This is a genomic window from Paenibacillus cucumis (ex Kampfer et al. 2016) (genome assembly GCF_019748695.1).
GTDB lineage: Bacteria > Bacillota > Bacilli > Paenibacillales > Paenibacillaceae > Paenibacillus > Paenibacillus polysaccharolyticus.
This window is the reverse complement of the sequence record NZ_JACLIC010000033.1, coordinates 17920-40621: the sequence shown is the minus strand read 5'-3', so window position 1 is coordinate 40621 and position 22702 is coordinate 17920. Positions and strand designations below refer to the sequence as shown.

Below are 22702 nucleotides of genomic sequence, written 5' to 3'. Positions count from 1 at the left end.
CTGTCTTTCCTATTATAAACGGTGTAATCTGGGTTGCAAAGTTAGCTGGATCACTAATCTGAGAATAAATGATGAAGTTCTGGTGAGAATAGGATGAAATTGGAAATGAAAGGCTATGAAAAATAACAAAAAAAACCTTGATCTTTACGAGAAATACAGATATCCTTGACCTGTACTATGTGTTTTTTTGTCAAAATTAGAGTCATAACATCAGGTTAAGAAACAACCTCGTTTTGTGGAAACTTGTGGTTAATTTCACAACTATAATCGTCGATATTATACGTACAGAAGTTAATATACACTTACGAATTTTACATTTGTCGTCATATTGGATAAGACCTGAGCAATACTTGTAAGTAAGAGCATTTTGCATTCCACCTCAATTATCAGGAAGGATGCGAGCGAAACCGGAAGGAGTACAGATATGAGTAGCATTCCCAAAATCGTCATTCTCGGAGCGGGATATGGCGGAATTCTGACAGCGCAGCGGCTGCAGAAGGAACTCAACTATAATGAAGCTGACGTCACATTGGTGAATCGGCATGATTATCACTATATTACAACCCATCTACATATGCCGGCAGCCGGCACGGATAAAATAGAGCATGCGAGAGTTTCTATTTCCAAACTGATCGATGAATTCAAGATTGATCTGGTAAAATCATCCGTGAAGGAGATCCGGCTTCAGGATCGTAAAGTCATTTTGGAGGATGGCACGTTGTCCTATGATTACCTGATTATTGGACTAGGTGGAGAGCCGGAAACTTTTGGTATACCGGGTATGCTGGAACACGCGATGACCATTCGTAGCATCAACTCTGTGAGGCTGATTCGGGAACATATCGAATATCAATTCGCAATGTACAAAAACGACAATAAACGAAACCGTATTCGGTTTGTTGTAGGGGGAGCAGGTTTTAGCGGCGTAGAATTTGTTGCAGAACTTGCTGATCGTATCCCGCAGCTGTGCAAAGAATTTGACGTGGATCCGAAGCATGTACACATCTATAATGTTGAAGCTGCGCCTTCCGCATTGCCGGGGTTCGATCCGGAACTTGTGGAGCATGCGATGAACGTACTGAAGAAAAAAGGGGTTACGTTTAAAATTGGTGTTCCGATCAAGCAATGTCTTCCTGATGGCGTAATCGTTGGTGAAGGCGAGAAAATCGACGCTGCGACAGTCGTATGGACAGGAGGCATTCGAGGGAATTCCTTACTTGAACAGGCGGGGCTTGAAGTGATGCGTGGTCGTGTAAAGGTGGATGAATATTTGCGTGCTCCTGGGCATGAACATGTGTATGTGATCGGGGACAACTCCCTTGTGTTTAACAAGGAGGGCAGACCTTATCCGCCAACAGCACAAATTGCGATGCAGCAAGGTGTGAACTGTGCCAAAAATATTGTCGCAGCCATTCGCAACAAGCAGCCTCAGCCTTTTGAATTCACCAGCAAAGGTACTGTTGCCTCTTTGGGTAAAGGGGAAGCGATTGCTGTCGTTGGGGATAAGAAATACAAGGGCTGGAAGGCAGCACAATTGAAAAAAATAGTGGATATGCGCTATTTGTTTATCATCGGAGGTATTCCGCTGGTCCTGAGGAAAGGACGGTTTTTCGGATGAGACATTGCAGTGTGCAGGTTCGTGGTCTGTTAACCCGTGAGGAACTGGATCGTTACAACGACTTGATGCAGGTCGGCGGGTACCTGGAGGAACAGAATCAATATGACCTGGCCTATATCGTTCAGAAAGAAGTAGATATTCTCATCCTGCCGGCGATTGAACGGCTGAAGGAAAAGAGTCGTGACCGTGATCGTGCAACTGCTGAATTCCTCGAATCTCTGAAAGCAGTTGATGAAGAGGAGCAGGATTAAGATTTTATTAAGTTCTAAAAAGCGTTTACACTCGCGCACTCCGATGACAGAATAACCTTTCAATCGCTGTTATCCCCAGATTTTTTGGATTCCCTTTTCTCAAAGGGAAAATCCGGTGATAAAGGCGACCGCTCCGCTTTTCCAGGTTTTTTCTGTCCTCTCCGTTTTGGTGTAAACAATTAGATTAACTAAAATAAATCTAAATCAAGCTTAAAGTGATATAATTCTTAATCACCAAAAAATCACCGCGGAGCAATACGTCCGGCGGCGATTTTTTGCTGTAACGAAAAAAAATCGTCCAGCCTGCTTCAATAGAAGGCTGGACGATTCTTGCATGTATACAAAATTACAGTTTCAGCATCTCTTCCAGTGTGCTTTCGTTCAGCAAGCTTCCTACATAGAAGGAGCCAAATTCACCGTAGCGTGCACTTACTTCATCAAAGCGCATCTCGTACACGAGTTTTTTGAATTGAAGCGCATCATCAGCGAACAGCGTAACGCCCCATTCCCAATCATCAAATCCGACAGAGCCCGTGATGATCTGTTTCACTTTACCCGCATAACTGCGGCCGATCATGCCGTGACTGCGCATCATGGTGCGGCGCTCGTCCATGGACAACATGTACCAGTTGTCGTTCAACTCACGCTTTTTGTTCATTGGGTAGAAACAAATGTATTGGCGCTGTGGTAAAACCGGTTTAAGACGGGCAATAATCTCCGGATTTTGCATCGGATCTTCGCCCTCTTTGCCAAGATAGTTGCTCAGTTCAACTACACTGACATATGAATAAGCTTTAGTCGTGTATTTGGCAAACGTTGTTTTGTTGAAGGCGTTCTCTACTGCCTTCAGATCTTCCAGCGTTTCGCGCAGATGCATCATCACAAAGTCAGCTTTCTGACCTACGACTGTATAAACTACAGTGCTGCCTTGGGAAGCCTCCTCGACTTTTTTCCAATCATTCCAAAACTCTTGAAGCTCGTCCAGGGCAACAGCACGCTCTTCATCGTCGGCTGCTTTCCAAGCGGTCCAGTTCATCGAGCGAAAATCATGCAGGGCATACCAGCCCTCCAGGGTTGATGCGGCTTCGTTCATGGATATTGTTCCTCCTGCGGATTATATTTCCAAATCCCGGTAAGGGATGGTTTAGTGCTTTATCGTTATATTGTATCCCAATATGAAGCAGGAGGGCAAATGATCTTCTCGTGAAAATCGGTAGATTTGTCCAGAAAGTTCGTTGCTTCGCCACATTTTTTGCGGTAAACTTACTACTATCCAGAAGGGAAAACCGAAAGTGTGAAAGAAGAGGTGAACGTCAGCCGATGCAGTTTATACCTGTGCTTGTATTAATGGTATTATTTTTTGTGATGATGTTTGGTATCGGTTTCATTTTGAATATGCTTATGAAGACCACCTGGTTTCCTTCCTATCTGTTCGTCATCGTTATTTTGCCTGTGGTGGTATATTCCTTATGGGATCATTCATCTACGCTCGTGTCACATCTTGGATCGTTCCAGTTGGTCGATTATATGACAGGGGTTGCAGGCCTCGCGGGTGCGATAATCAGCGGATGGACGATTCAGAAACTGCGTTTAGGCGGATATCGGATGTTCTGATGACTGGAAAGTGAAGGCATCTGCCGCAATAACTTGGAAAAGTCTTTATCTTTGACGCAAACGCTTACGCGTGCAAAGGGAAGGCTTTTTTGTTGTGACGAACGGGGTACGGGAATGTTTGTACGCTTTTTTTCATAAGCATAAGATGAATAGATTTAAACTATTTTCGCTTGTAATCTCGCTCTGTAGCTTTTATAGTATTCTAGCGACTCTTTGTCGTTATTCATTTGAAAATTCGCCCAATTCTGCGAAAACGTGAACGATGTCGACCTAGGACGAAACGGAGAGAGAACGGGTTGGTTTTTTACCTGTTTTTGAGCATTTGAGGATCGGACATTTATGATAGAATAGAAAAACAACCTTTGGGGAAGAAGGAGATCAGGCTATGCTCATGAAGAATTTGCATCATTATACGGAACATCATCGCTACTGCGTATACAGGGAGTTTGGATTAAGCGCCCTGGACGACCGCATGCTCACAGGAGCTTACCAGCCTATGGTAGGTGCTTTTGCGGTTGGCTTGTATCGGCTGTTATTTCAGCATCTCCCCGGAGAACAGGTCGGTTATTCCCCGCTTGAGCAGCAACGAAGGCTGTTCATGACATTGGGGCTGGAGCCTAGCGAGAAAGGACGTAAATATCTGGTTGAACAGGCGTCCAAGCTGGAGGCAGTAGGTCTTCTCCAGACATCGCGGGTCTATATTCCAGAGAATGATGATTACATCTATGAGTATGAACTGCAGCCGCCGCTCTCGCCAGGAGAGTTTTTCCGCACACAGCATCTGACATTGTTGCTACGGGACAAAATTGGCAAGTTTGCTGTGTTGTCGCTACGAGCTGGCTTTTCGGCAGTTGAAAATGGGGATGCACCTTACGTTGCAGCCAATAAAGAAAATATTTCAGTTCCCTTTTACGATATATTTGAGCTTAACACGCATGTCATTGATTACGAGCTGGAGCAGGCACTCTCCGAAGTATCCACATCGGCACAGCGAACAGGCACGAATGATGCTGTGGAAGAAAATGCACTGAATTATGCGGACATTATTTTACGCTTCCCGCGTGAGTCGGTAAACCGACGTTATGTGGAACAACTTCGTTTTGATCATGAACAGCTCGGGATCGTCAATTTTGTAGTGAACAAGTTTAGTCTTAGCGTGCAAGATGTGTGCCGACTGCTGGACGAGGATGGTGTATTTAGCCCGCAAGGACAACTATTGCTGGATGATCTTCAACACAAGGCGAGCATGCAATTCAGACAAACGAAGAAACGTCAGGAACAGCAGACAGTGCAAGCCGCCAAGGTGGTTGCTCTTCGCCAGCATATGGAGGAGCCACAGGCATATAATGACTCCGGTGAACCTCCAGTGGAGCATGTTGTTCAGATGGAGTATTATGTCGAGGTGCCACCGCAATTTGCAACCAAGTGTGATATTCATCAATACAATATGATGCTTCGTAACGAGCCGTACACTCGGTTGTTGCAGACATTTTTCCCGGGGGCTGTACCGGATAATCTGGTTGATATTTTCGAAAAAATTGATCTGAGTTACAAGCTACCTGGTGAAGTGATCAACGTATTGATTCATTATCTGATGGCATTGCTTGTATCGGGTGGCGAGCAACGGATTAATCGTAATTTTGTTGAGGCGATTGCCTCCAATATGCTGCTGAAGCAGGTTAATACGTATGAGAAGGCTGTGCAATATATTCGTGATCAGGCGAAGGTCAAAGGTAAGCAGGCTGCAGGAGCAGCTGGAACCCGTACCCGTACATACGGTAAAGGAACCAAAGCCAAACCCGAAATTCCGATTGTACAAGACATAAGCCATGATGGGGATAACGTTTCGGAGGAAGAGTTTGAAGAGATGATGCGATTTGCTCAGGAGATGCAGGCGAGCAAGCAAAAAGGAACGTTATAAAGGAACGTTATAGTTGTACGATACAGGCGGGTCCCTTGGGAGAGGTGACTCGCTTTTTTACTCAATAGGTGTGTGGTGGAGTCCGAAAGCTAGGGACACGAGTCATTCAGAGGGAAGGGGCAGATCCGTTGAACACGAATCAGAAAGCCATCGAATACCTTGAAAATAATGATTATGATGCAGCGTTGGCTTTATTTCAGAAAGCATTGAACGATTCAAGGGACGTTGAGTCCTTGACGAATCTGGCCTGGATTTATTATCACGAAGAGGGGGATATCGAAGCAGCTATTGAATTGGCTCAGGAAGCAGTGGCGTTGAAACCAACCTCTCATTTTCCCTACAGTCTGCTTGGTGAATTACTTGTTCAGATGGAGAGATGGGAAGAAGCCGCGGTTGTACTATCAGACTCTATTGCTGTGGAGCCTTCCAAAGAGGCATACAATAACTTAGCAATTGCCAAATATCATCTCGGAGAGTTGGATCAGGCCACGGCTTTATTTTTGAAGAGTGCCGGGCCTTCTGATTACGCCATGTATAGTCATGTTCACTGTTTAATTCAGCTGGGACATACGATTGAAGCAAAACACAAACTGGATGCCTTCTTGGAAAGTGATGATGATTTTGTCGGAGAGGTACATGTGGCAGAACTGTACTTGGAGCTTGCATGTTTTTCCGAAGCGGTGCATTGGTTTGAAAAATCCTGGGACACATATTATAAATCGCCCGACTGGGTGTGTAGATATATTTATGCTCTAGTTCAGACGAATGCAATGGAACGTGCAGTTGAAATTGAAGCAGAATGTATTCGGTTAAAACAAGGGGACATTGAGGAAGCACAGGCAGAAGATTGCGATGAGAATTGGACAGAAAGTGATAAAGAGGCATACGTGACTCGCTTGCAAATGGAGAAAAAGGAGTATGAACATATTCTCGAACAGATTGTCTCGGGTTTTGTTCCACCATTTAAATTCACCACATCTTTAAGCTCCAAATGTTATTTATTCGGGTGCTCCAGACATGCACATCCAGAATATAAGGGTTAAATGAATACACGTATAATGTGGAGAGGTTTTTTTCCAAATGTATCAGTTGAGTTATTGTGTGCTTTTCTATAGAATGAACAGTACGAATGATTGAATATTTGGAGATGAAATTGTCTCATGTTTTCATAAATATTAATACTTTAAAAGGGGGCTTGAAGTCATGGAATCCTTGGGAGGACTGCTTCAGCAGCTGAACCCTTCGTTTCGTGAGCAGTCGCGGCGAATTATGGCGGATTTGTTGGAAGACCCATATGTGCGCGAGTTCCGCGCAGGTCATCCTGAACTGAAAGATACACAGCTCATGCCTGATCTGAGCAAGCTGTTTCAGTATGCTAAAGATTCGAAGAACTGCGCGAATTGTCCGGGACTCGACAACTGTCCCAACGATTTTCAGGGTCATTTCTGCAAACTGGAAGTAGAGAACTTCAACGGTAAACCCGAAATTATAGATATCAAAGCACCTTGCTCCAAACAGATTGCCCGGCAAAATGAACATATCATCAAACAGCGGATTCGCAGTTTTTATGTGGATGAGCGTGCTCTAAGCGCTGGATATAATGATGTGGAAATTATGGGTAAAGATCGCATGCGTGCGCCAGCGGTAAACCGCGTACTTCGTTATATCAGCGAGGCCAAAGCCAATGGACTTTCAACGCAAGGGCTGTACCTGGAAGGTTCGTTTGGAACCGGCAAAACGTTTCTGATGTGTTATCTGCTGCACGAACTCGCTGTTGCAGGTCATACGGGCGTTATCATTTATATGCCTGACTTTGTGGAAGACTTGAAATCCATGATCAGTGAAGGACAGAAGCTCAAGGAAATGACGGATGTTCTGAAAAGCTGTGACCTGCTCATCTTTGATGATATTGGTGCAGAGAACCTGAATCCATGGGTACGGGATCATGTGATGGGCTCTATTCTTAACTATAGAATGAATCGCAAGCCAACGTTCTATACGTCTAATTACAACCTGGAAGGGCTTGAGAAACACTTGAGCTTTACGAACCGGGATGGCGAGGAATCGAACAAAGGTCAACGTTTGATGGATCGAATTCGTCCATTTGTGGATGTCATTCAGGTACGGGGCGAGAACCAACGAGGGAAGAGCTAAGATATAGATGAACCAAAAAAAGCCTGGCTTTCGCAATATGCGAGAACCGGGCTTTTCTGGTCTGCGGGAGCCTGAAACTGACTTGAATATCCTATTCGGTCAGGAATTTAAAAATTACCATACCAAAAAAGATAACAGTCATCAGGCCGCCCATGCCGACAACGCCCATAATCAGATCAAAGAGATCGCTACGCGGCTCCTCGTTCACATGTTCACGCGGGTCGGTCATCCGAATATTAGCGTCCATTGTGTTGCCTCCTTTGAGGATTGACAGCTTGGCCTGCAAGCAGGGCTACAATCTGGAGTAATTTTAGTATACTTGGAAAAGAAAGCGTTTGTAAAGATTTTGCAGACGACTGGCTGCACCTGTAATTGTGAAGATTTCATGTTGGGAAGATGAACATTATCTGTTCATTTCACATGTCTAACGCACATGTGTTATACTGGAAGTGTCGTTCACGACGTTACAGGTTAAAATAAAACCGTAAGTATATATAAGGAGGACAATTTCATGGCTATTGTTAACGTATCCGATCAATCCTTTAACACGGAAGTCGAAGGAGAAGGAACGGTTCTGGTTGATTTCTGGGCGCCTTGGTGTGGTCCTTGCAAAATGCTCGCTCCAATCCTGGAAGAGCTGTCCACAGAAGTTGGCGATTCCGTAAAAATTGCTAAAGTAAACGTGGATGAGAATCCAGAATCTGCTTCCCGCTTTGGCGTAATGAGCATTCCAACACTGATCTTCTTCAAAGATGGTCAACCGGTTGATAAAGTGGTTGGTCTGAACTCTAAAGAAGCTCTCAAAGGAATCATCGAAAAACATCAATAAGCAGCAAGTCACAACATAATTAAGTGCAGGCTGACACATCGCCTCCGGTTTACATGCCGGGGGCGTTTTGCGTCGATAAGCGATATGTAGGACAATATAAAAGTAATATATAAATGATGTGATAAATTATTTATATTATATAATTGAATATAAAATGAAACTGTAAATTCACATGATTAACGGAGAGGACAGAAAAGAACTGGAGAAGCGAAGCTAAAAGCTTTCTGAAAGAAAGCTACATCGGAAGCATCTACTGTAGCCTTTATCACCGGATTTTCCCTTTTAAAAAGGGAATCAAAGAAATCTGGGGATAACAGCGATTGAAAGGTTGTTCTGTCATTGGAGTGGTCGGTGTGAATTTTTTTGTGTAACCATGACTTTTACTTTTTTCGGAAGGGAGGACCCACCGAATTATGGATCCATTTATGCAGGAGTTAGACGCACAGGAGAAGGCACTGGAGCAGATTCGTCACAAGCTTGCATTGCTTCCAGACCTGCCGGGCTGTTATTTGATGAAAAACAGTGAAGGCACCATTATTTACGTTGGTAAAGCGAAAGTGCTCAAAAACCGCGTGCGCTCATATTTTATTGGCAGTCATAACGGAAAGACACAGCGTCTTGTATCCGAAATCCGTGATTTTGAATACATCGTGACAGGCAGCAACATGGAAGCACTCATTCTGGAGTGTAACCTGATCAAAAAACATATGCCGCGTTACAATGTATTGCTTAAAGACGATAAAACGTTTCCTTATCTTAAAATAACGAATGAAAAGCATCCGCGGCTCGAAGTGACCCGCCGTGTGCTGAAAGATAAAGCCAAATACTTCGGTCCGTATCCGAACTCGTATGCGGCACACCAAACGAAAAAACTGTTGGATCGGATGTATCCGCTCCGCAAATGTGGTGTAATGCCGAAGGAAGTTTGCCTGTATTACCATATGGGCCAATGCCTTGCCCCTTGTGTGAAGGAAGTTGGCAAAGAGCAGTATGACGAGATTTCGCAGGAGATCGGATCATTTCTGAGCGGCGGACATGAGGAGATTAAAAAGGACTTGCAGCGTAAAATGCAGGAAGCCGCTGAAGATTTGTATTTTGAACGTGCCAAAGAGCTGCGTGATCAGGTGATTGCGATTGATGCGATCATGGAAAAACAGAAAATTACGATGGCGGATGCCAGAGACCGTGATGTCTTTGGATTTGCGATTGATAAAGGCTGGATGTGTGTCCAGATTCTATATATGCGTCAGGGGAAAATGATTGAACGCCATGTATCCACCTTCCCGTTCTACGGTGAGGCCTACAATGATTTTATGTCCTATGTAACCCAGTATTATAGTGATAACCCGGCTTTGCCACAGGAAATTTTGCTACCGGAGATGCCGAAGGAACTGCTCTCTGGTCAGGAAACAAGCGATTCCACAAAAGTGGATCATGCGAATATATCCGAGGATAAACATTCTGAGGGAACGGTTGAATCCACGCAAGAAGAATTACAAATCGGGATGAATCAGACCGCTGCTTCGATGCCAGTTGTTGCCGAGACACTTGCAGCTTATGGGGCGGAGGTAACTGAGGAAGAAGAGAGCAATGCTACCGGATTGCAGGAAACATCCAATGCCAAACTGCCATCCGAGATGGAGGACCCGTCGCAAATGGCTGCTTCTCTGCAAGAATGGTTGGACATTAAAGTGCATATCCCGCAACGCGGACTGAAACGCCAGATGATTACGATGGCACTCGACAATGCACGGGTGGCATTGGAGGAGAAGTTCCGCCTCATTGAACGTAATGAAGAGCGAACATCTAAGGCTTCCGAGGGATTGGGGCGCTGGATCGGTCTGGAGCAGTTAAGACGAATTGAAGCTTTCGATAACTCGAACATTCAGGGTACGAATCCGGTGTCTGCCATGATTGTATTTACCGACGGTAAACCGGACAAGAAGGAATATCGTAAATATAAAGTGCGCTCTGTCGAGGGGCCGGATGATTATGAAACAATGCGTGAAGTTATCCGTCGCCGTTATGAGCGAGTGCTTAAGGAAAACTTGGCCCAGCCTGACTTGATCGTAGTCGATGGAGGTAAAGGACAGATTTCCGCAGCTGTAGACGTGCTTGAGAACGAGCTTGGGCTATTCATTCCGGTGTGTGGATTGGTGAAGGATGCCAAACACAAAACATCACAGCTGATGATTGGTAATCCGCCAGAGGTGATTGCCCTGCCGCGGGACAGTCAGGAGTTTTATCTGTTACAGCGGATTCAAGAAGAGGTTCACCGGTTTGCCATCTCATTTCACCGTGAGCAGCGCGGCAAATCGATGGTTACGTCTAGACTCGATGCCATTCCAGGCATTGGGGAGAAGCGGCGTAAGCTACTATTGAAGCATTTTGGCTCTTTACGCAAAATAAAAGAGGCCAGCGTTGAAGACTTCCGGCCTCTATCTATTGGAGATAAACTAGCTACTCAGATTATTGCAGCACTTCGTGATGAGGAGTCGTGACATACGGCTTCTCTTTTTGTTTTGGATTGAAACGATAGACCACGTATCCAACAATAGCAGGCAACACAATCCAAAAGATTCCTGCACCGATGTTCAGTGCGTCTCCCATGAAAATCAAGCTGAGCCCCATCAATAGGCTGTCAAAGATGACATGTGCAAAAACAACAGCAATGAAGCCGTGACGCAACATAATTAGGCTGAACAACAGTCCAATGACAGTCAGTTCGATCGGTCGTGTAATGACTGGATAGATTGGATATAAGGTGTGTCCAAGTGCCCAAATAATTGTAGGGATCAGACAGGCGATAAACGTGTTACGCACAACTTTTTGCATCATGCGGATACCGAACAGTCGATATACGGCCTCTTCCCCGATTCCAGCCATCCAAGCCATAATCGGAAAGATCCAGGCATACGTCATGTTATATGTCGATTGATCTGCTGAGGTGGTGGACCATGTGCCGATGCTACGTTCAAGAATAAAGAATAGAACGGATTGTACACCTAGCAGAATGAATGCCCATAGATAGCCGGTGTACATACTCTGCAACACATATTTGCCGTAACCCGGCTCCTTGGCACGAGGCCATGGATTAAATCCGATTTTGCGCCACATGCCGTCACCAGCGACAAGCGATAGATAGATCGTAGCACTCATCACGATGGTTATGCCGGTCTGAATGAGCATAAGGAACACTAACATGAAGCTTGAAAGTCCTTGTGCCTGGAAGAGAGGCAACATGTTCAGTGTACCAATCATAGAAGCAGCAAAGTACACCAGTGACAATACGACGCCTCGTTTGAACGATGTATTTGCACGAGCCAGAATGCTATAAATAATGGCAAGCACACCAAGAACAAACGTCAGAAAAGCGTAACCACCGTAAGTTAACCAATTGGCTAATTGGGTCTGGTCTTTAACATAATCCGTGTGGGATTTCGGTACGGAGAACTCCGGATCGAACGAACGGACAGCCCCATTTTCAAATGTAAAATTCAATTCTAGCTTGGAGTTGCCAATCGTTTTACTTGCATCCGTGTACTTCAGACCCGGCTCGCCATCTCGTGTATCCAGTTGAAGTGTTGGGATGTCATATCCGAATTCTTTCAAAACTCCAGCCGCGAGTTTTTCTTTTTCGTTCAATGGCATATTGCCTTCTGCAAGCGACTCTGAAGTTCTTCTGATGCCCTGTTCTTGCTCTGATTCAACGGCCGTATACAGGGAGGAAGGCAATATCCGCTTGAAGGCAACTACCTTGCCTGTTTTCATATGTACGTCAACGTTAAGGTAACCCCCACTGTCCTGATCAAGCAAACGCACTCGATATACATCGTAAGGATAGGTTGTTTCCCATTTTTTATTGTACGTGGCAAGCTGTTTCGTCTTTGCCATATAACCGTAAATATCGGAATGGGTCTGATACGTTACTAGGGGTTTACTGGCATTGCCTTGGAGCGTATAGTCATCAACGGAAGCCGCGAATGAACGTGCAGATTGGATCGCTTGATCCTTGCTAATGAAGGATGTTGACGAAATTTCTGTCGTTTGTGATGAAGTCGCAGGAAAGATCTGAAAGACAAAAAATAAAATCAGGCCGATCACCGCAAGCAACCCCAAACGTTTGAAGTTAGCCTTAAGCTGTAAAGGCTGCCCTAAGGGATTCATGGAATGGTGTTCCTCCTTTTTTCAATTACATCGTACTGTAAAGATAGCACAGGGCATGTCCTCAATGCCAATGATAGGGCGAAAACAGGTGTAAATCTTTGAAAACGAATGAAAATGATCGAAAAAATCCGATCTTGCTGTCCGGGCATGAACTTTTTTCCCGTTTTGAACGAATTCGAAGTTATTTACCCAAAAATCGTTTTGTGTGCATTCGTTGCAGCGCTTATAATTTTGAAGCAAATATCCAAAAATCCGCATGTCTGGGGTCTAACAAGGGAACGAATAGAACGGAAAGAGCTAACAAAGCTAACGGAGTAGACATCCAGAGTAGGCATCCTGTAAAAGAGTATACTAACTCTAGTTGGATGCATATCAACTCCAATTATATGATGTTTTTTTATGAATCATACATGAGCTCCACAGGGTGGAGTTATTTTCTTTTTTAGCAGAGGTGGATGATACTGAAGTGAAAGCAAATGTTCAATGGATGCGATTATCGCCGCCCCGTATTCTGGTGTTAGGTTTTGCTGGCATTATTCTGCTGGGTACACTGCTGTTGATGCTTCCGGCATCCAGCCGAAGCGGCGACAGCCTGGCCTTTATCGATGCACTTTTCACAGCAACTTCGGCTGTGTGTGTGACAGGGCTCGTTGTTGTGGATACAGGAACCTATTTTTCAGTGCTGGGTCAGGTGATTATTGCGATTCTGATTCAGATCGGCGGTCTCGGTTTTATGACGATGTCTACGCTGGTTGCGATTGCGTTCAAACGGAAAATATCGCTCAAGGAGCGATTGATCTTACAAGAGGCAATGAATCAAAGCACGATGGAAGGCATTGTGAGGCTGATTCGCAAGGTTGTGATTTATTCGCTTATTCTGGAGGGGATCTGCGGTACATTGTTTGCACTGCGCTGGTCATTTGATATGCCGATCGGGCAGGCCGTGTATTACGGTTACTGGCACGCCATCTCTATGTTTAACAATGCCGGGTTTGATATGTTTGGTCATTTTAGCAGTCTAACGGGCTATGTCTACGATCCGCTTGTTAATTTTACCGCCATGTTTCTGATTGTTTCGGGTGGGATCGGTTTTGTGGTGTTGTCCGATTTGGTGGAATATCATAAAACGAAGAAGCTATCCTTACATTCCAAAGTTGTTTTGCTGATGACGGCCTTATTGATTGTGTTTGGTGCACTGGTCATTTTTGTATTCGAGTTCAGCAACCCACGAACGTTAGGTGGTCTGAACTGGGGCGGCAAGTTGCTCGGATCGTTCTTCCAATCGGTAACACCGCGTACAGCCGGGGCCAACACGGTCGATATCGCCGGACTGCGGCAGGCCACGCAATTTTTCATGATTATATTGATGTTTATCGGTGCATCACCGGGGTCAACCGGGGGCGGTATCAAAACAACAACGTTTCTGATTATGGCCGGGGCAGTCATTGCCATGATGCGCGGTCGGGAGGATATCGTCTTTTTCCGTTATCGGCTTGTGCAGGAACGTATTTTCAAAGCACTCACTATCACGCTACTGGCGCTGTTGTTCATTATTACGGTGACGATGGTGCTGAGTACGACAGAAGACAGTAATTTTTTAATGATATTATTTGAAACGACATCTGCTTTTGGTACGGTAGGGCTTTCTCTTGGCCTGACGCTTAAACTCACCACATTTGGCAAGTTAATGATCTGTTTTACCATGTTTGCAGGACGGCTTGGACCAATTACACTTGCGTATGCACTGGGGCAGAAAAAGGGTAAGGATTTATACAGGTATCCGGAAGGCAAAATGATAATTGGTTAGTAATTATTAGGATAGAGGGGTTCGTGAAGAACGATGAAAAAACAGCAGTTTGCGGTCATTGGACTTGGGCGGTTTGGCTCCAGTCTGGCACAGGAATTAATGGAACTAGGTTATGAGGTGCTTGGCATTGATAAAAATGAGGAACTTGTCGAAGACATGAGTGACCTGGTCACTCACGCTGTCGTGGCGGACGCTACGGATGAAGAGGTGCTACGCTCCCTCGGCATTCGTAATTTTGACTGTGGCATTGTTGCTATTGGCGACGATATTCAGACGAGTATCCTTACTGCCATTCTGCTCAAAGAGCTGGGAGTCAAAACGGTTGTAGCCAAAGCTATATCGGTTCTTCACGGACGAGCACTTGATAAGCTGGGCATTGACCGTGTCGTTTACCCTGAACGGGATATGGGCATCCGGGTCGCTCACCAATTGGTTACACCAAACCTGCTGGATTATATCGAATTGTCCAATGATTACAGTATTGTAGAGATGAAGGTACCTGCCTGTCTCCACAATAAAACACTCGCTAGCTTGAATGCGCGTGTACGCTTTAACTGTAGCATTGTAGCCCTGCAAAAAGAAGCCGGGGTGATTATTGCCCCGACGGCGATGGATTCCCTGCAAATGGGGGATATTATGGTCATTATCGGCAATAATGGTGATATCGACCGATTTGAAGAAGAAGTTATTAGTCAAGAGAGCTGAGCAGTAAGCTGCTTCTTCTGGATTATATCAAGGCGTTGTTGTCCTTCGTGAGGGCAATGACGCCTTTGCTGTAAAAAATGCAGCAGTCTCCCTGACCCATTGTCTGGCGGTTTCGCTGAGGTTTTCTTTTTCCCCATAGATCATGCAAGTTGTTCTTCGGGTCTGTTTCAACTGAGGTAAATGCACGGCAACGAGGTCGTTATCTGCCAGCAGCTGAGGACGAAGATAAGATTTGGGAAGCAGGGCGGCGGCTTTACAGGTCGGCAGAAGACGGATAATGGCTTCAAATGAATCAATCTCCATGCGAATGTCAGGCATTACGGTGCAACGCTGGAACAGATCGTCTGTCAGTTTGCGGTACCATGTTCCTTTGGAGAACGTAATCATCGGCAGATCCTGCAGATGCTCCATACCTGCTTCCTTGCCTGCAAGCGGGTGCGTTAGCGGCACAACCAGCTCCAAGTGATCGTCAAATAGTGGAACACAGTTGAGTCCCGTTTCGCTAATGGATGAGGCTACAATGCCCACATCGGCTTTTTTATCACGAACAAAAGAAACGATCTCATGGGTTTTGCCTGTTAGCAGCTTTAATTCTGCATGAGGATGCTTCTCCATAAAAGCGTTGACGAGTGGAGGTAAGGTGGTCTGTAGTGTCGTCAAACTCGCTCCTAACGTAATAATGCTCTGTTCCTCGTCCTTGTATTGAGATAACATGGTGAGAAATTTCTGTTGCTGTTGTTTCTGCTCGACGGCGAAGGTGTAAGCTAGTTGGCCTACGCTGGTTAATTCCAATCGTTTGCCGCGGCGATGAAAGAGGGATACGCCCAGTTCATCTTCCAGCTTGGAGATTTTACGAGAGAGTGCAGGCTGAGACAGATTCAGTAGCTTGGATGCACGGTTTAGACTGGATTGCTCTACAACCGCTGCGAATGCGTTTAATTCTTCGAACATGAACACAAACCTCTCTTCATTATGAGTGTGATTCTTGCCCTTGATTAATTGTTTGCCTTATTGTATGGCGTTTAGTCTCGTTGTTTGAATGGTTACATAGGTTAGGGAAATCGTAGTTTCAATGGTATAACCCTTACAAAACCTTTGTTTCAACACTTATACCTATAGGTTATAACATTTAATAATTATATTGCAATTCCCTTATAAGAAAAAAAGGAGTAACATGAATTGTGACACAAGTTGTTCACACCTGATCAAAACGGAACAATTTGTCGAACCTTCCCATGTAAGAAGGATTCGTGTCATGATATAAGAATGGATTTATGAAAACGTTGTATTTAGCGAAAGGGGATCGACATTTTATGAAAGGGTTTTACTCGAGAAAGCTGCACTCCTTGCTTGGCGTCATTCCGCTCAGTTTGTTTTTTCTAGAGCATCTGGTGACGAACTTCTCAGCAGTTGAAGGCGGCAAAGAAGCTTTTAATGGTGCGGTTGCCTTCTTGAACAGCCTGCCGCTCGTTATTGTTTTGGAAACGTTTCTGATCTGGCTGCCGCTGTTCTATCACGGTGTATATGGTCTGTACATTGCTTATCAGGCCAAGCCTAACGTGGGTCGTTACGGCAATGAACGCAACTGGCGTTATACGTTGCAGCGGATCAGTGGTGTCATCACGTTTGTATTTGTGATCTGGCACGTATGGGAGACGCGTGTACAAGTGGCTCTCGGCAACGTAACACACGAAGAGTTGGGCGGTGTTATCCATAACATCGTGATGAATCCGGTAACATTTATTTTATATCTGATCAGTGTGGTTGCGGCGTCATATCACTTTGCCAATGGACTCTGGTCGTTCCTCGTTAGCTGGGGAATTACGGTCGGACCTCGTGCGCAGCGGGTATCTTCGTATGTGTGCATGAGCTTGTTCGTACTCGTATCCATCATGTTTATCGCTTCGTTGTTTGCTTTCCGGAACGTTGATTTCCAAACAGCAACTTCAATGATTGACGCGGTAAAATCCGTTTTGGTCTAACATTTACTGATCTTAAATTTTATGAATAACGCTTACTTACTAAGGGAGTGAACTAGCAATGGCATCATCGAATGTAATTATTGTGGGCGGCGGTCTCGCAGGCTTGATGGCGGCGATCAAATCGGCTGAAGCCGGAGTCCATGTTCATTTATTTTCACTGGTTCCTGTTAAAAGATCCCACTCCGTATGTGCCCAGGGCGGTATCAACGGTGCGGTAAATACGAAAGGGGAAGGCGACTCCCCATGGGTACACTTTGACGATACGGTATACGGCGGAGACTTTCTTGCCAACCAACCACCCGTTAAAGCGATGTGTGAAGCAGCACCTGGCATCATCCACCTGATGGACCGGATGGGCGTTATGTTCAACCGTACACCGGAAGGCTTGCTTGATTTCCGCCGTTTCGGAGGAACGAAGCATCACCGTACGGCATTTGCCGGCGCAACAACGGGTCAACAGCTGTTGTACGCACTCGATGAGCAAGTACGCCGCTGGGAAGCAGCGGGTCTCGTAACCAAGTATGAGAACTGGGAGTTCCTGCAAGCCGTTGTGGACGATGAAGGGGTATGCCGCGGTATCGTAGCCCAGGATCTGAAAACGATGAAGGTCCAAACGTTCCCGGCCGAAGCCGTTATTCTGGCAAGCGGTGGTCCGGGTATCATTTTCGGTAAAACAACAAACTCCGTAATCAATACAGGTACGGCTGCAAGCGCGGTATATCAGCAAGGTGTGAATTATGCCAACGGTGAGTTCATTCAGATTCACCCGACTGCGATTCCAGGAGACGACAAGCTGCGTCTGATGTCCGAATCTGCGCGTGGTGAAGGTGGACGAATCTGGACGTACAAAGACGGCAAACCTTGGTACTTCCTTGAGGAGAAATATCCATCCTACGGTAACCTTGTTCCGCGTGATATCGCAACACGTGAAATCTTCAGCGTTTGCGTAGACATGGGACTTGGTGTTAACGGCGAGAACATGGTATATCTCGATCTCTCTCACAAGGATCCGAAGGAACTGGATGTCAAACTGGGCGGAATCATTGAAATCTATGAGAAATTCATGGGTGACGATCCGCGTAAAATCCCGATGAAAATTTTCCCGGCCGTTCACTATTCCATGGGTGGCATGTGGGTAGATTATAATCAAATGACAAACATTCCAGGGCTGTTTGCAGCTGGCGAATGTGAATATCAATATCATGGTGCAAACCGTTTGGGTGCAAACTCACTCGTATCCGCAATCTATGGCGGTATGGTGGCAGGACCTAAGGCAGCTGAATATATCAAAGGTCTTAAGAAATCATCCGCTGATATCTCTTCTTCTGTATTCGATGGTTATACCAAGCGCCAAACCGACAAATACGAAGGCATCATGAAAATGCAAGGTACGGAAAATGCCTATGTGATTCATAAAGAGCTGGGCGAGTGGATGACAGCCAACATGACGGTGGTTCGCTACAATGACAAACTTGAAGCAACCATTGGCAAAATCAAGGAACTGAAAGAACGTTATAGCAAAATCAACATGTACGACAACTCCGGCTGGAACAATCCGGGTGCGGCATTTACTCGCCAGTTGTGGAACATGCTTGAGCTTTCTGAAGCGATGACACTTGGCGCATTGCTGCGTAACGAGAGCCGCGGAGCGCACTACAAACCGGAATTCACAGAGCGTAACGATGAAGAGTTCCTGAAAACGACTATCGCGAGCTGGTCGAAAGAAGGCCCGCAAATCTCGTACGAGCCAGTCGACGTATCCCTGATTCCACCACGTATCCGGGACTACTCAAAAGACTAATAGCGAAGAGAGCGGAAATGCCCGAAAGAAGCGAAGCGTTCGCCTTTATCACCGAATTTCAACCCTGTGAAGGGTTGGTCAAAGAAATTCGGGGATAACAGCGATCCAAAGGGCATTCCGCGACCGGAGCGTCTACCCGAGCACCCAAACATCCAGCTTTGCGCACCAGCAATACAATCATCGTCACCAGAGGAGGGGACAAAGATATGGCGGAACAAGCAACAGTGAGTAAAACCGTCAAGTTTATTATCACCCGTCAAGACAGCCCGGAGTCATCTTCCTATACCGAGGAGTTTGAACTTCCGTACCGTCCAAATATGAACGTCATCAGCGCCCTGATGGAAATTCAGCGGAACCCGGTAAATAAGGATGGTAAATCCATTGCGCCGGTTTGTTGGGAATCCAACTGTCTTGAAGAAGTGTGTGGCGCCTGCTCCATGGTTATTAACGGCAAACCGCGTCAAGCGTGTGCAGCTTTGATCGACAAGCTTGAACAACCCGTTCGCATTGAACCCATGAAAACTTTCCCGGTGGTACGTGACCTTGTCATTGACCGTACGCGGATGTTTAACGCTCTGAAGCGCGTTAAAGCATGGATTCCAATCGATGGTACCTATGACCTTGGTCCAGGGCCTCGGATGCCTGAGAAGAAACGTCAGTGGGCTTATGAGTTATCCAAGTGTATGACTTGTGGCGTATGTCTCGAAGCTTGTCCGAACGTTAACGAAAAAACTGATTTTATTGGTCCAGCTGCGCTGTCCCAGGTACGTCTGTTTAACGCTCACCCTACAGGTGAGATGAACGCAGAAGAACGTCTGGAAGCGTTGATGGACGATGGCGGTATTGAAGGTTGCGGAAACTCGCAGAACTGTGTGCGTTCATGTCCAAAAGGCATCCCGCTCACAACGTCCATCGCTGAGATGAATAAACAAACCACCAAGCATATGTTCAAACGTTGGCTGGGTGTATAATGCTGTAAACGAGAGGCAGAGGTTACGTCTGCTTCTCCGAGAAGTCGTGATCCCGCGCAGAATTTGGCGGGTCACGGCTTCTTTTGTCATCAACCGAAGGAAGCGGGCATCCTAGGCAGAATATGGTATACTACAGGGATGGATATTACCTATAACAACTTTTAAGAAAACTGACCCGAGGAGGGGAATGATGGGAAAGACACCACGGTTGAACAGCGGAAACTCGCCGTCCCGACACTCGAACGGGCCAAACGGTTCGAATGCACCTCTTTTTCCTGGAAAAGAAAAGGATCATGACCCTTCTCGTCGAATGTTCCAACTACGAAAACACGTGATGACTGTGGTAGCTAGTGTGCTGACACTGGGATACGCGCTTTGGGAGCCTCGGCGTCTACAAGTCAATCATATTGATCTTAAGTTCCCTTCATTTCCTGAAGCGTTTAATGGACTGCGTGTCGTTCATTTCAGTGATGTACACCTTGGTTTCCATACAGGACGAAAAGAGTTGAGCAAGCTGGCAGAACAGATCAAGGATCAGCAACCGGACCTCATTTGTTTTACCGGAGATATCGTTGAGAGACAATCCGAGCCGATGCGTGAGTGTGTACCGATTCTAGCCTCTATGACAGCAAGGTATGGGAAGTTTGCGGTACTCGGGAATCATGATTATCGAGGACGGCAACAGCAGGACGTCATAGATATGTTCCGTGAAGCGGGCTTTACCCTTTTACTCAACCAGCATATCGTTATCGAACGTGGAAATGAAAAGTTTGCAGTAGTAGGTCTGGATGATGCGTTAACAGGAGAGCCCGACTTGGACGAGGCCGTTACAGGGTTAAGTGAGAGTGTATGGAAACTGCTACTTATGCATGAACCGGATTATGCCGATTATGCTGCTCCGCATGGATTTGGTTTGCAACTCTCCGGTCACAGTCATGGTGGTCAAGTTCGATTTCCCTGGTTCGGTGCAATGACAACTCCGCGGGGTTCACGTAAATATGTTCAGGGATTGCATTATACATCTAAACCCCAGATGCCCGTTTACGTGAATCGGGGATTTGGTATGACGCAGCTTCCCATTCGTTTTCTATGCAGACCTGAATTAACCGTGCTTCATTTAAGCCGGGATGATGTAAGTGAAAGATGAGGCTTAACAAACATGAATGGGGGGTAACCAGATGGAACGTATAGCAATTGTATCCGACATTCATGGCAACATGACTGCCTGGGAAGCTGTGATGAAAGATATTCAGCATCGTGGTTTGAACAGGATATTTTGTCTGGGTGATCTTGTGGGCAAAGGACCGCAACCAGCTGAAGTGGTGGATCAGGTCAGAGCGGCATGTGAAGTGGTCATTCGTGGCAACTGGGATGAACTGATCGCAGTCAATCAGGATGTCCGTGATTTCACATGGCAAGCTGAGCGACTGGGAGCAGACAGAGTATCTTATTTGGCGAGCCTTCCCTTCAGTTATGAATTCAAATTAAGCGGACGCACTGTTCGATTAGTTCATGCTTCACCGCAAAGTGTATATCACCGTGTACAGCCATGGGATGAGATGGAGAAGCGACTGGCGATGTTTGATCCTCCGACGGACGAATCAGAGGCTGGAGCGGCTGACGTGGTGGGTTATGGTGACGTGCATAATGCGTTTCTGCAATATTTGGATGGAAAAATGCTATTTAATACAGGCAGCGTAGGAAATCCACTCGATTTTCCGCAGGCTTCATATTGCATTCTTGAAGGGGAATACGGCGATGATAGTCAAAAACCGTTTAATCTTCAGTTTGTTCGGGTTCCTTACGACATTGAACATGAAGTACGTATCGCACAAAAAGCAGAAATACCGGCGCTTGAGGCATATATTCGTGAAATACGCTCAGGCATTTATCGTGGATTACAAGAGTAAATGGAGTGTCATGACCGAATAAAGCTGAACAATGACAGGACATACTACAATTTATGTCATTCAATCAGTAGTATCATGCCGGATCATCCTTAGAGCTTGCTTGTCTTACCGGACTAAAGCCCGTTAGGCAAAGGAGTGATTGTCATGCTTAATCGAAATATGCTAATCCAAGGGCTACCAGCCTTATGGACAGAGCGTCTTGTACTTCGGTCATTACGTCAAAGTGATTACATCACTTTATCGGAACTCTTATCTGATCCTCAAGTGATTCGGTACGTCAATCGTGGGAGCCAGCCTCCACCCATTCGGGCGAGAAAATTGTTAAACCAGATTCGGAGCAGCAGTGCCAAGCTGGATTCACTGCATTATGGCATCTGTTGGAAAGGCAGAGAGCAAGTGATCGGTATTACCTCTTTTCAGCATTGGAATGATCAAAAAGGGACTGCACAGATCGGTTACATCGTGGACAAGACGTGCTGGGGGAAAGGCGTGGCAACAGAAGCGGTGCATCGCCTGCTGACATTCGGATTTGATGAGCTTCATCTGTGGAGAGTTGAAGCACGCTGTTATGAGGCCAACGCTTCTTCTGAACGGGTACTGCTTAAGATGGGCATGACTTATGAGCGGATTCTTCCGTCATATGGACTGAACGATGGAGAAGACAACGCATTCGAAAGTTCAATGGATGTTAAGGTGTATGGTATGTACCGGGAACAGTTCCAGCATGATCTGTACCTCGAACAGCTTCATAAGTTGGCATCGAACAAGCCGGGAATATCATAACGTAATAGAGGATAAGGTAACTGAAACGAACTTCAATCATTTGTTACACAATTGAAATATAGTTGCAATTGAACTCTAACAGACAAGGGGTAAACTTATCTCATGACCCCCTTTTTGATAATAGATAATGCTGTTGGAACCCGCGATGAGCGGGTTCATTTTTTTTTGTTCAGAATGAATGGACAGATT

The 22702-nt window shown here is 45.7% G+C and carries 20 protein-coding genes; 16 read left to right on the top strand and 4 right to left on the bottom strand.

Going from position 1 to position 22702, the window contains the following annotated elements:
- The first annotated feature begins 424 nt into the window (after positions 1-424).
- A complete protein-coding gene (locus tag H7T88_RS19545) occupies positions 425-1618 on the top strand; it encodes an NAD(P)/FAD-dependent oxidoreductase (protein WP_221789951.1) in 1194 nt (397 codons plus the stop codon).
- Entirely contained in the window at positions 1615-1869 is a 255-nt protein-coding gene (locus tag H7T88_RS19540; protein WP_090919495.1) for a hypothetical protein, read from the top strand. The genes H7T88_RS19545 and H7T88_RS19540 overlap by 4 nt, the downstream gene beginning before the upstream one ends.
- A 346-nt stretch (positions 1870-2215) precedes the next feature.
- Here the strand turns inward: H7T88_RS19540 and hemQ are convergent, their stop codons facing one another.
- The gene (gene hemQ / locus H7T88_RS19535) at positions 2216-2962 is read right to left on the bottom strand and encodes a hydrogen peroxide-dependent heme synthase (RefSeq protein ID WP_090919493.1); all 747 of its coding nucleotides are present in this window, start codon (positions 2960-2962) and stop codon (positions 2216-2218) included.
- Between the two features lie 227 nt (positions 2963-3189).
- Here hemQ and H7T88_RS19530 point away from each other — a divergent pair, with 227 nt between their 5' ends.
- The 4 genes from H7T88_RS19530 (at position 3190) to dnaI (ending at position 7558) form a co-directional block, all read left to right on the top strand.
- A complete protein-coding gene (locus H7T88_RS19530; RefSeq protein ID WP_090919489.1) occupies positions 3190-3483 on the top strand; it encodes a YuiB family protein in 294 nt (97 codons plus the stop codon).
- A gap of 385 nt (positions 3484-3868) precedes the next feature.
- Positions 3869-5404, top strand: a complete 1536-nt coding sequence (locus H7T88_RS19525; RefSeq protein WP_221789949.1) for a replication initiation and membrane attachment family protein — start codon at positions 3869-3871, stop codon at positions 5402-5404.
- Between the two features lie 128 nt (positions 5405-5532).
- Complete coding sequence (locus H7T88_RS19520; RefSeq protein ID WP_221789947.1) at positions 5533-6447, top strand: tetratricopeptide repeat protein; 915 nt, start codon at positions 5533-5535, stop codon at positions 6445-6447.
- A 160-nt stretch (positions 6448-6607) separates the two neighbouring features.
- Entirely contained in the window at positions 6608-7558 is a 951-nt protein-coding gene (gene dnaI / locus H7T88_RS19515) for a primosomal protein DnaI (RefSeq protein WP_221789945.1), read from the top strand.
- 91 nt (positions 7559-7649) lie between these two features.
- Here dnaI and H7T88_RS19510 read toward each other — a convergent pair whose 3' ends face one another.
- Positions 7650-7805, bottom strand: coding sequence for a YqzM family protein (locus H7T88_RS19510; protein ID WP_090919461.1), 156 nt, complete (start codon positions 7803-7805; stop codon positions 7650-7652).
- 264 nt (positions 7806-8069) lie between these two features.
- Between H7T88_RS19510 and trxA the strand changes: the two genes are divergently transcribed.
- On the top strand, positions 8070-8387 hold the full coding sequence (gene trxA, locus H7T88_RS19505; protein ID WP_090919457.1) for a thioredoxin: 318 nt from the start codon (positions 8070-8072) through the stop codon (positions 8385-8387).
- A gap of 413 nt (positions 8388-8800) precedes the next feature.
- Positions 8801-10888: an excinuclease ABC subunit UvrC gene (gene uvrC, locus H7T88_RS19500; protein ID WP_221789944.1), complete on the top strand. Its 2088-nt coding sequence runs from the start codon at positions 8801-8803 to the stop codon at positions 10886-10888.
- On the opposite strand, the gene H7T88_RS19495 is transcribed toward uvrC, so the two are convergent.
- On the bottom strand, positions 10857-12554 hold the full coding sequence (locus H7T88_RS19495) for a CPBP family intramembrane glutamic endopeptidase (protein WP_221789943.1): 1698 nt from the start codon (positions 12552-12554) through the stop codon (positions 10857-10859). The two genes, uvrC and H7T88_RS19495, sit on opposite strands and share 32 nt — an antisense overlap.
- 487 nt (positions 12555-13041) lie before the next feature.
- Here H7T88_RS19495 and H7T88_RS19490 point away from each other — a divergent pair, with 487 nt between their 5' ends.
- Both H7T88_RS19490 and H7T88_RS19485 read left to right on the top strand, forming a co-directional pair.
- Positions 13042-14361 (top strand): TrkH family potassium uptake protein, encoded by a 1320-nt coding sequence (locus tag H7T88_RS19490; RefSeq protein ID WP_260511024.1) that lies wholly within the window; start codon positions 13042-13044, stop codon positions 14359-14361.
- 33 nt (positions 14362-14394) lie between these two features.
- Positions 14395-15066, top strand: a complete 672-nt coding sequence (locus tag H7T88_RS19485; protein WP_090919443.1) for a potassium channel family protein — start codon at positions 14395-14397, stop codon at positions 15064-15066.
- 27 nt (positions 15067-15093) lie between these two features.
- On the opposite strand, the gene H7T88_RS19480 is transcribed toward H7T88_RS19485, so the two are convergent.
- Positions 15094-16017 (bottom strand): LysR family transcriptional regulator, encoded by a 924-nt coding sequence (locus H7T88_RS19480; RefSeq protein WP_154891051.1) that lies wholly within the window; start codon positions 16015-16017, stop codon positions 15094-15096.
- Between the two features lie 362 nt (positions 16018-16379).
- Here H7T88_RS19480 and H7T88_RS19475 point away from each other — a divergent pair, with 362 nt between their 5' ends.
- The 6 genes from H7T88_RS19475 to H7T88_RS19450 all read left to right on the top strand — a co-directional run bounded on the left by H7T88_RS19475 (position 16380) and on the right by H7T88_RS19450 (position 22513).
- Positions 16380-17048 (top strand): succinate dehydrogenase cytochrome b558 subunit, encoded by a 669-nt coding sequence (locus H7T88_RS19475; RefSeq protein WP_090919438.1) that lies wholly within the window; start codon positions 16380-16382, stop codon positions 17046-17048.
- A gap of 58 nt (positions 17049-17106) precedes the next feature.
- The gene (sdhA, locus tag H7T88_RS19470; protein WP_154891050.1) at positions 17107-18849 is read left to right on the top strand and encodes a succinate dehydrogenase flavoprotein subunit; all 1743 of its coding nucleotides are present in this window, start codon (positions 17107-17109) and stop codon (positions 18847-18849) included.
- Positions 18850-19055: 206 nt separating this feature from the next.
- Positions 19056-19820, top strand: coding sequence for a succinate dehydrogenase iron-sulfur subunit (gene sdhB, locus H7T88_RS19465; RefSeq protein WP_090919432.1), 765 nt, complete (start codon positions 19056-19058; stop codon positions 19818-19820).
- 187 nt (positions 19821-20007) lie between these two features.
- Positions 20008-20967, top strand: a complete 960-nt coding sequence (locus H7T88_RS19460) for a metallophosphoesterase (RefSeq protein ID WP_260511018.1) — start codon at positions 20008-20010, stop codon at positions 20965-20967.
- Between the two features lie 31 nt (positions 20968-20998).
- Positions 20999-21730: a metallophosphoesterase family protein gene (locus tag H7T88_RS19455; protein WP_154985051.1), complete on the top strand. Its 732-nt coding sequence runs from the start codon at positions 20999-21001 to the stop codon at positions 21728-21730.
- A gap of 144 nt (positions 21731-21874) precedes the next feature.
- Positions 21875-22513: a GNAT family N-acetyltransferase gene (locus H7T88_RS19450; RefSeq protein WP_154891047.1), complete on the top strand. Its 639-nt coding sequence runs from the start codon at positions 21875-21877 to the stop codon at positions 22511-22513.
- Positions 22514-22702 lie beyond the last annotated feature (189 nt).

What these genes read in the sequence shown, in the direction of transcription:
- H7T88_RS19480 (WP_154891051.1), bottom strand. Translation starts at nt 16,017, where the DNA reads ATGTTCGAAGAATTAAACGCATTCGCAGCGGTTGTAGAGCAATCCAGT.
- H7T88_RS19475 (WP_090919438.1), top strand. Translation starts at nt 16,380, where the DNA reads ATGAAAGGGTTTTACTCGAGAAAGCTGCACTCCTTGCTTGGCGTCATT.
- uvrC (WP_221789944.1), top strand. Translation starts at nt 8,801, where the DNA reads ATGGATCCATTTATGCAGGAGTTAGACGCACAGGAGAAGGCACTGGAG.
- hemQ (WP_090919493.1), bottom strand. Translation starts at nt 2,962, where the DNA reads ATGAACGAAGCCGCATCAACCCTGGAGGGCTGGTATGCCCTGCATGAT.
- dnaI (WP_221789945.1), top strand. Translation starts at nt 6,608, where the DNA reads ATGGAATCCTTGGGAGGACTGCTTCAGCAGCTGAACCCTTCGTTTCGT.
- H7T88_RS19450 (WP_154891047.1), top strand. Translation starts at nt 21,875, where the DNA reads ATGCTTAATCGAAATATGCTAATCCAAGGGCTACCAGCCTTATGGACA.
- H7T88_RS19455 (WP_154985051.1), top strand. Translation starts at nt 20,999, where the DNA reads ATGGAACGTATAGCAATTGTATCCGACATTCATGGCAACATGACTGCC.
- H7T88_RS19485 (WP_090919443.1), top strand. Translation starts at nt 14,395, where the DNA reads ATGAAAAAACAGCAGTTTGCGGTCATTGGACTTGGGCGGTTTGGCTCC.
- H7T88_RS19460 (WP_260511018.1), top strand. Translation starts at nt 20,008, where the DNA reads ATGATGGGAAAGACACCACGGTTGAACAGCGGAAACTCGCCGTCCCGA.
- sdhA (WP_154891050.1), top strand. Translation starts at nt 17,107, where the DNA reads ATGGCATCATCGAATGTAATTATTGTGGGCGGCGGTCTCGCAGGCTTG.
- sdhB (WP_090919432.1), top strand. Translation starts at nt 19,056, where the DNA reads ATGGCGGAACAAGCAACAGTGAGTAAAACCGTCAAGTTTATTATCACC.
- H7T88_RS19530 (WP_090919489.1), top strand. Translation starts at nt 3,190, where the DNA reads ATGCAGTTTATACCTGTGCTTGTATTAATGGTATTATTTTTTGTGATG.
- H7T88_RS19540 (WP_090919495.1), top strand. Translation starts at nt 1,615, where the DNA reads ATGAGACATTGCAGTGTGCAGGTTCGTGGTCTGTTAACCCGTGAGGAA.
- H7T88_RS19510 (WP_090919461.1), bottom strand. Translation starts at nt 7,805, where the DNA reads ATGGACGCTAATATTCGGATGACCGACCCGCGTGAACATGTGAACGAG.
- H7T88_RS19545 (WP_221789951.1), top strand. Translation starts at nt 425, where the DNA reads ATGAGTAGCATTCCCAAAATCGTCATTCTCGGAGCGGGATATGGCGGA.
- H7T88_RS19495 (WP_221789943.1), bottom strand. Translation starts at nt 12,554, where the DNA reads ATGAATCCCTTAGGGCAGCCTTTACAGCTTAAGGCTAACTTCAAACGT.
- trxA (WP_090919457.1), top strand. Translation starts at nt 8,070, where the DNA reads ATGGCTATTGTTAACGTATCCGATCAATCCTTTAACACGGAAGTCGAA.
- H7T88_RS19525 (WP_221789949.1), top strand. Translation starts at nt 3,869, where the DNA reads ATGCTCATGAAGAATTTGCATCATTATACGGAACATCATCGCTACTGC.
- H7T88_RS19490 (WP_260511024.1), top strand. Translation starts at nt 13,042, where the DNA reads ATGCGATTATCGCCGCCCCGTATTCTGGTGTTAGGTTTTGCTGGCATT.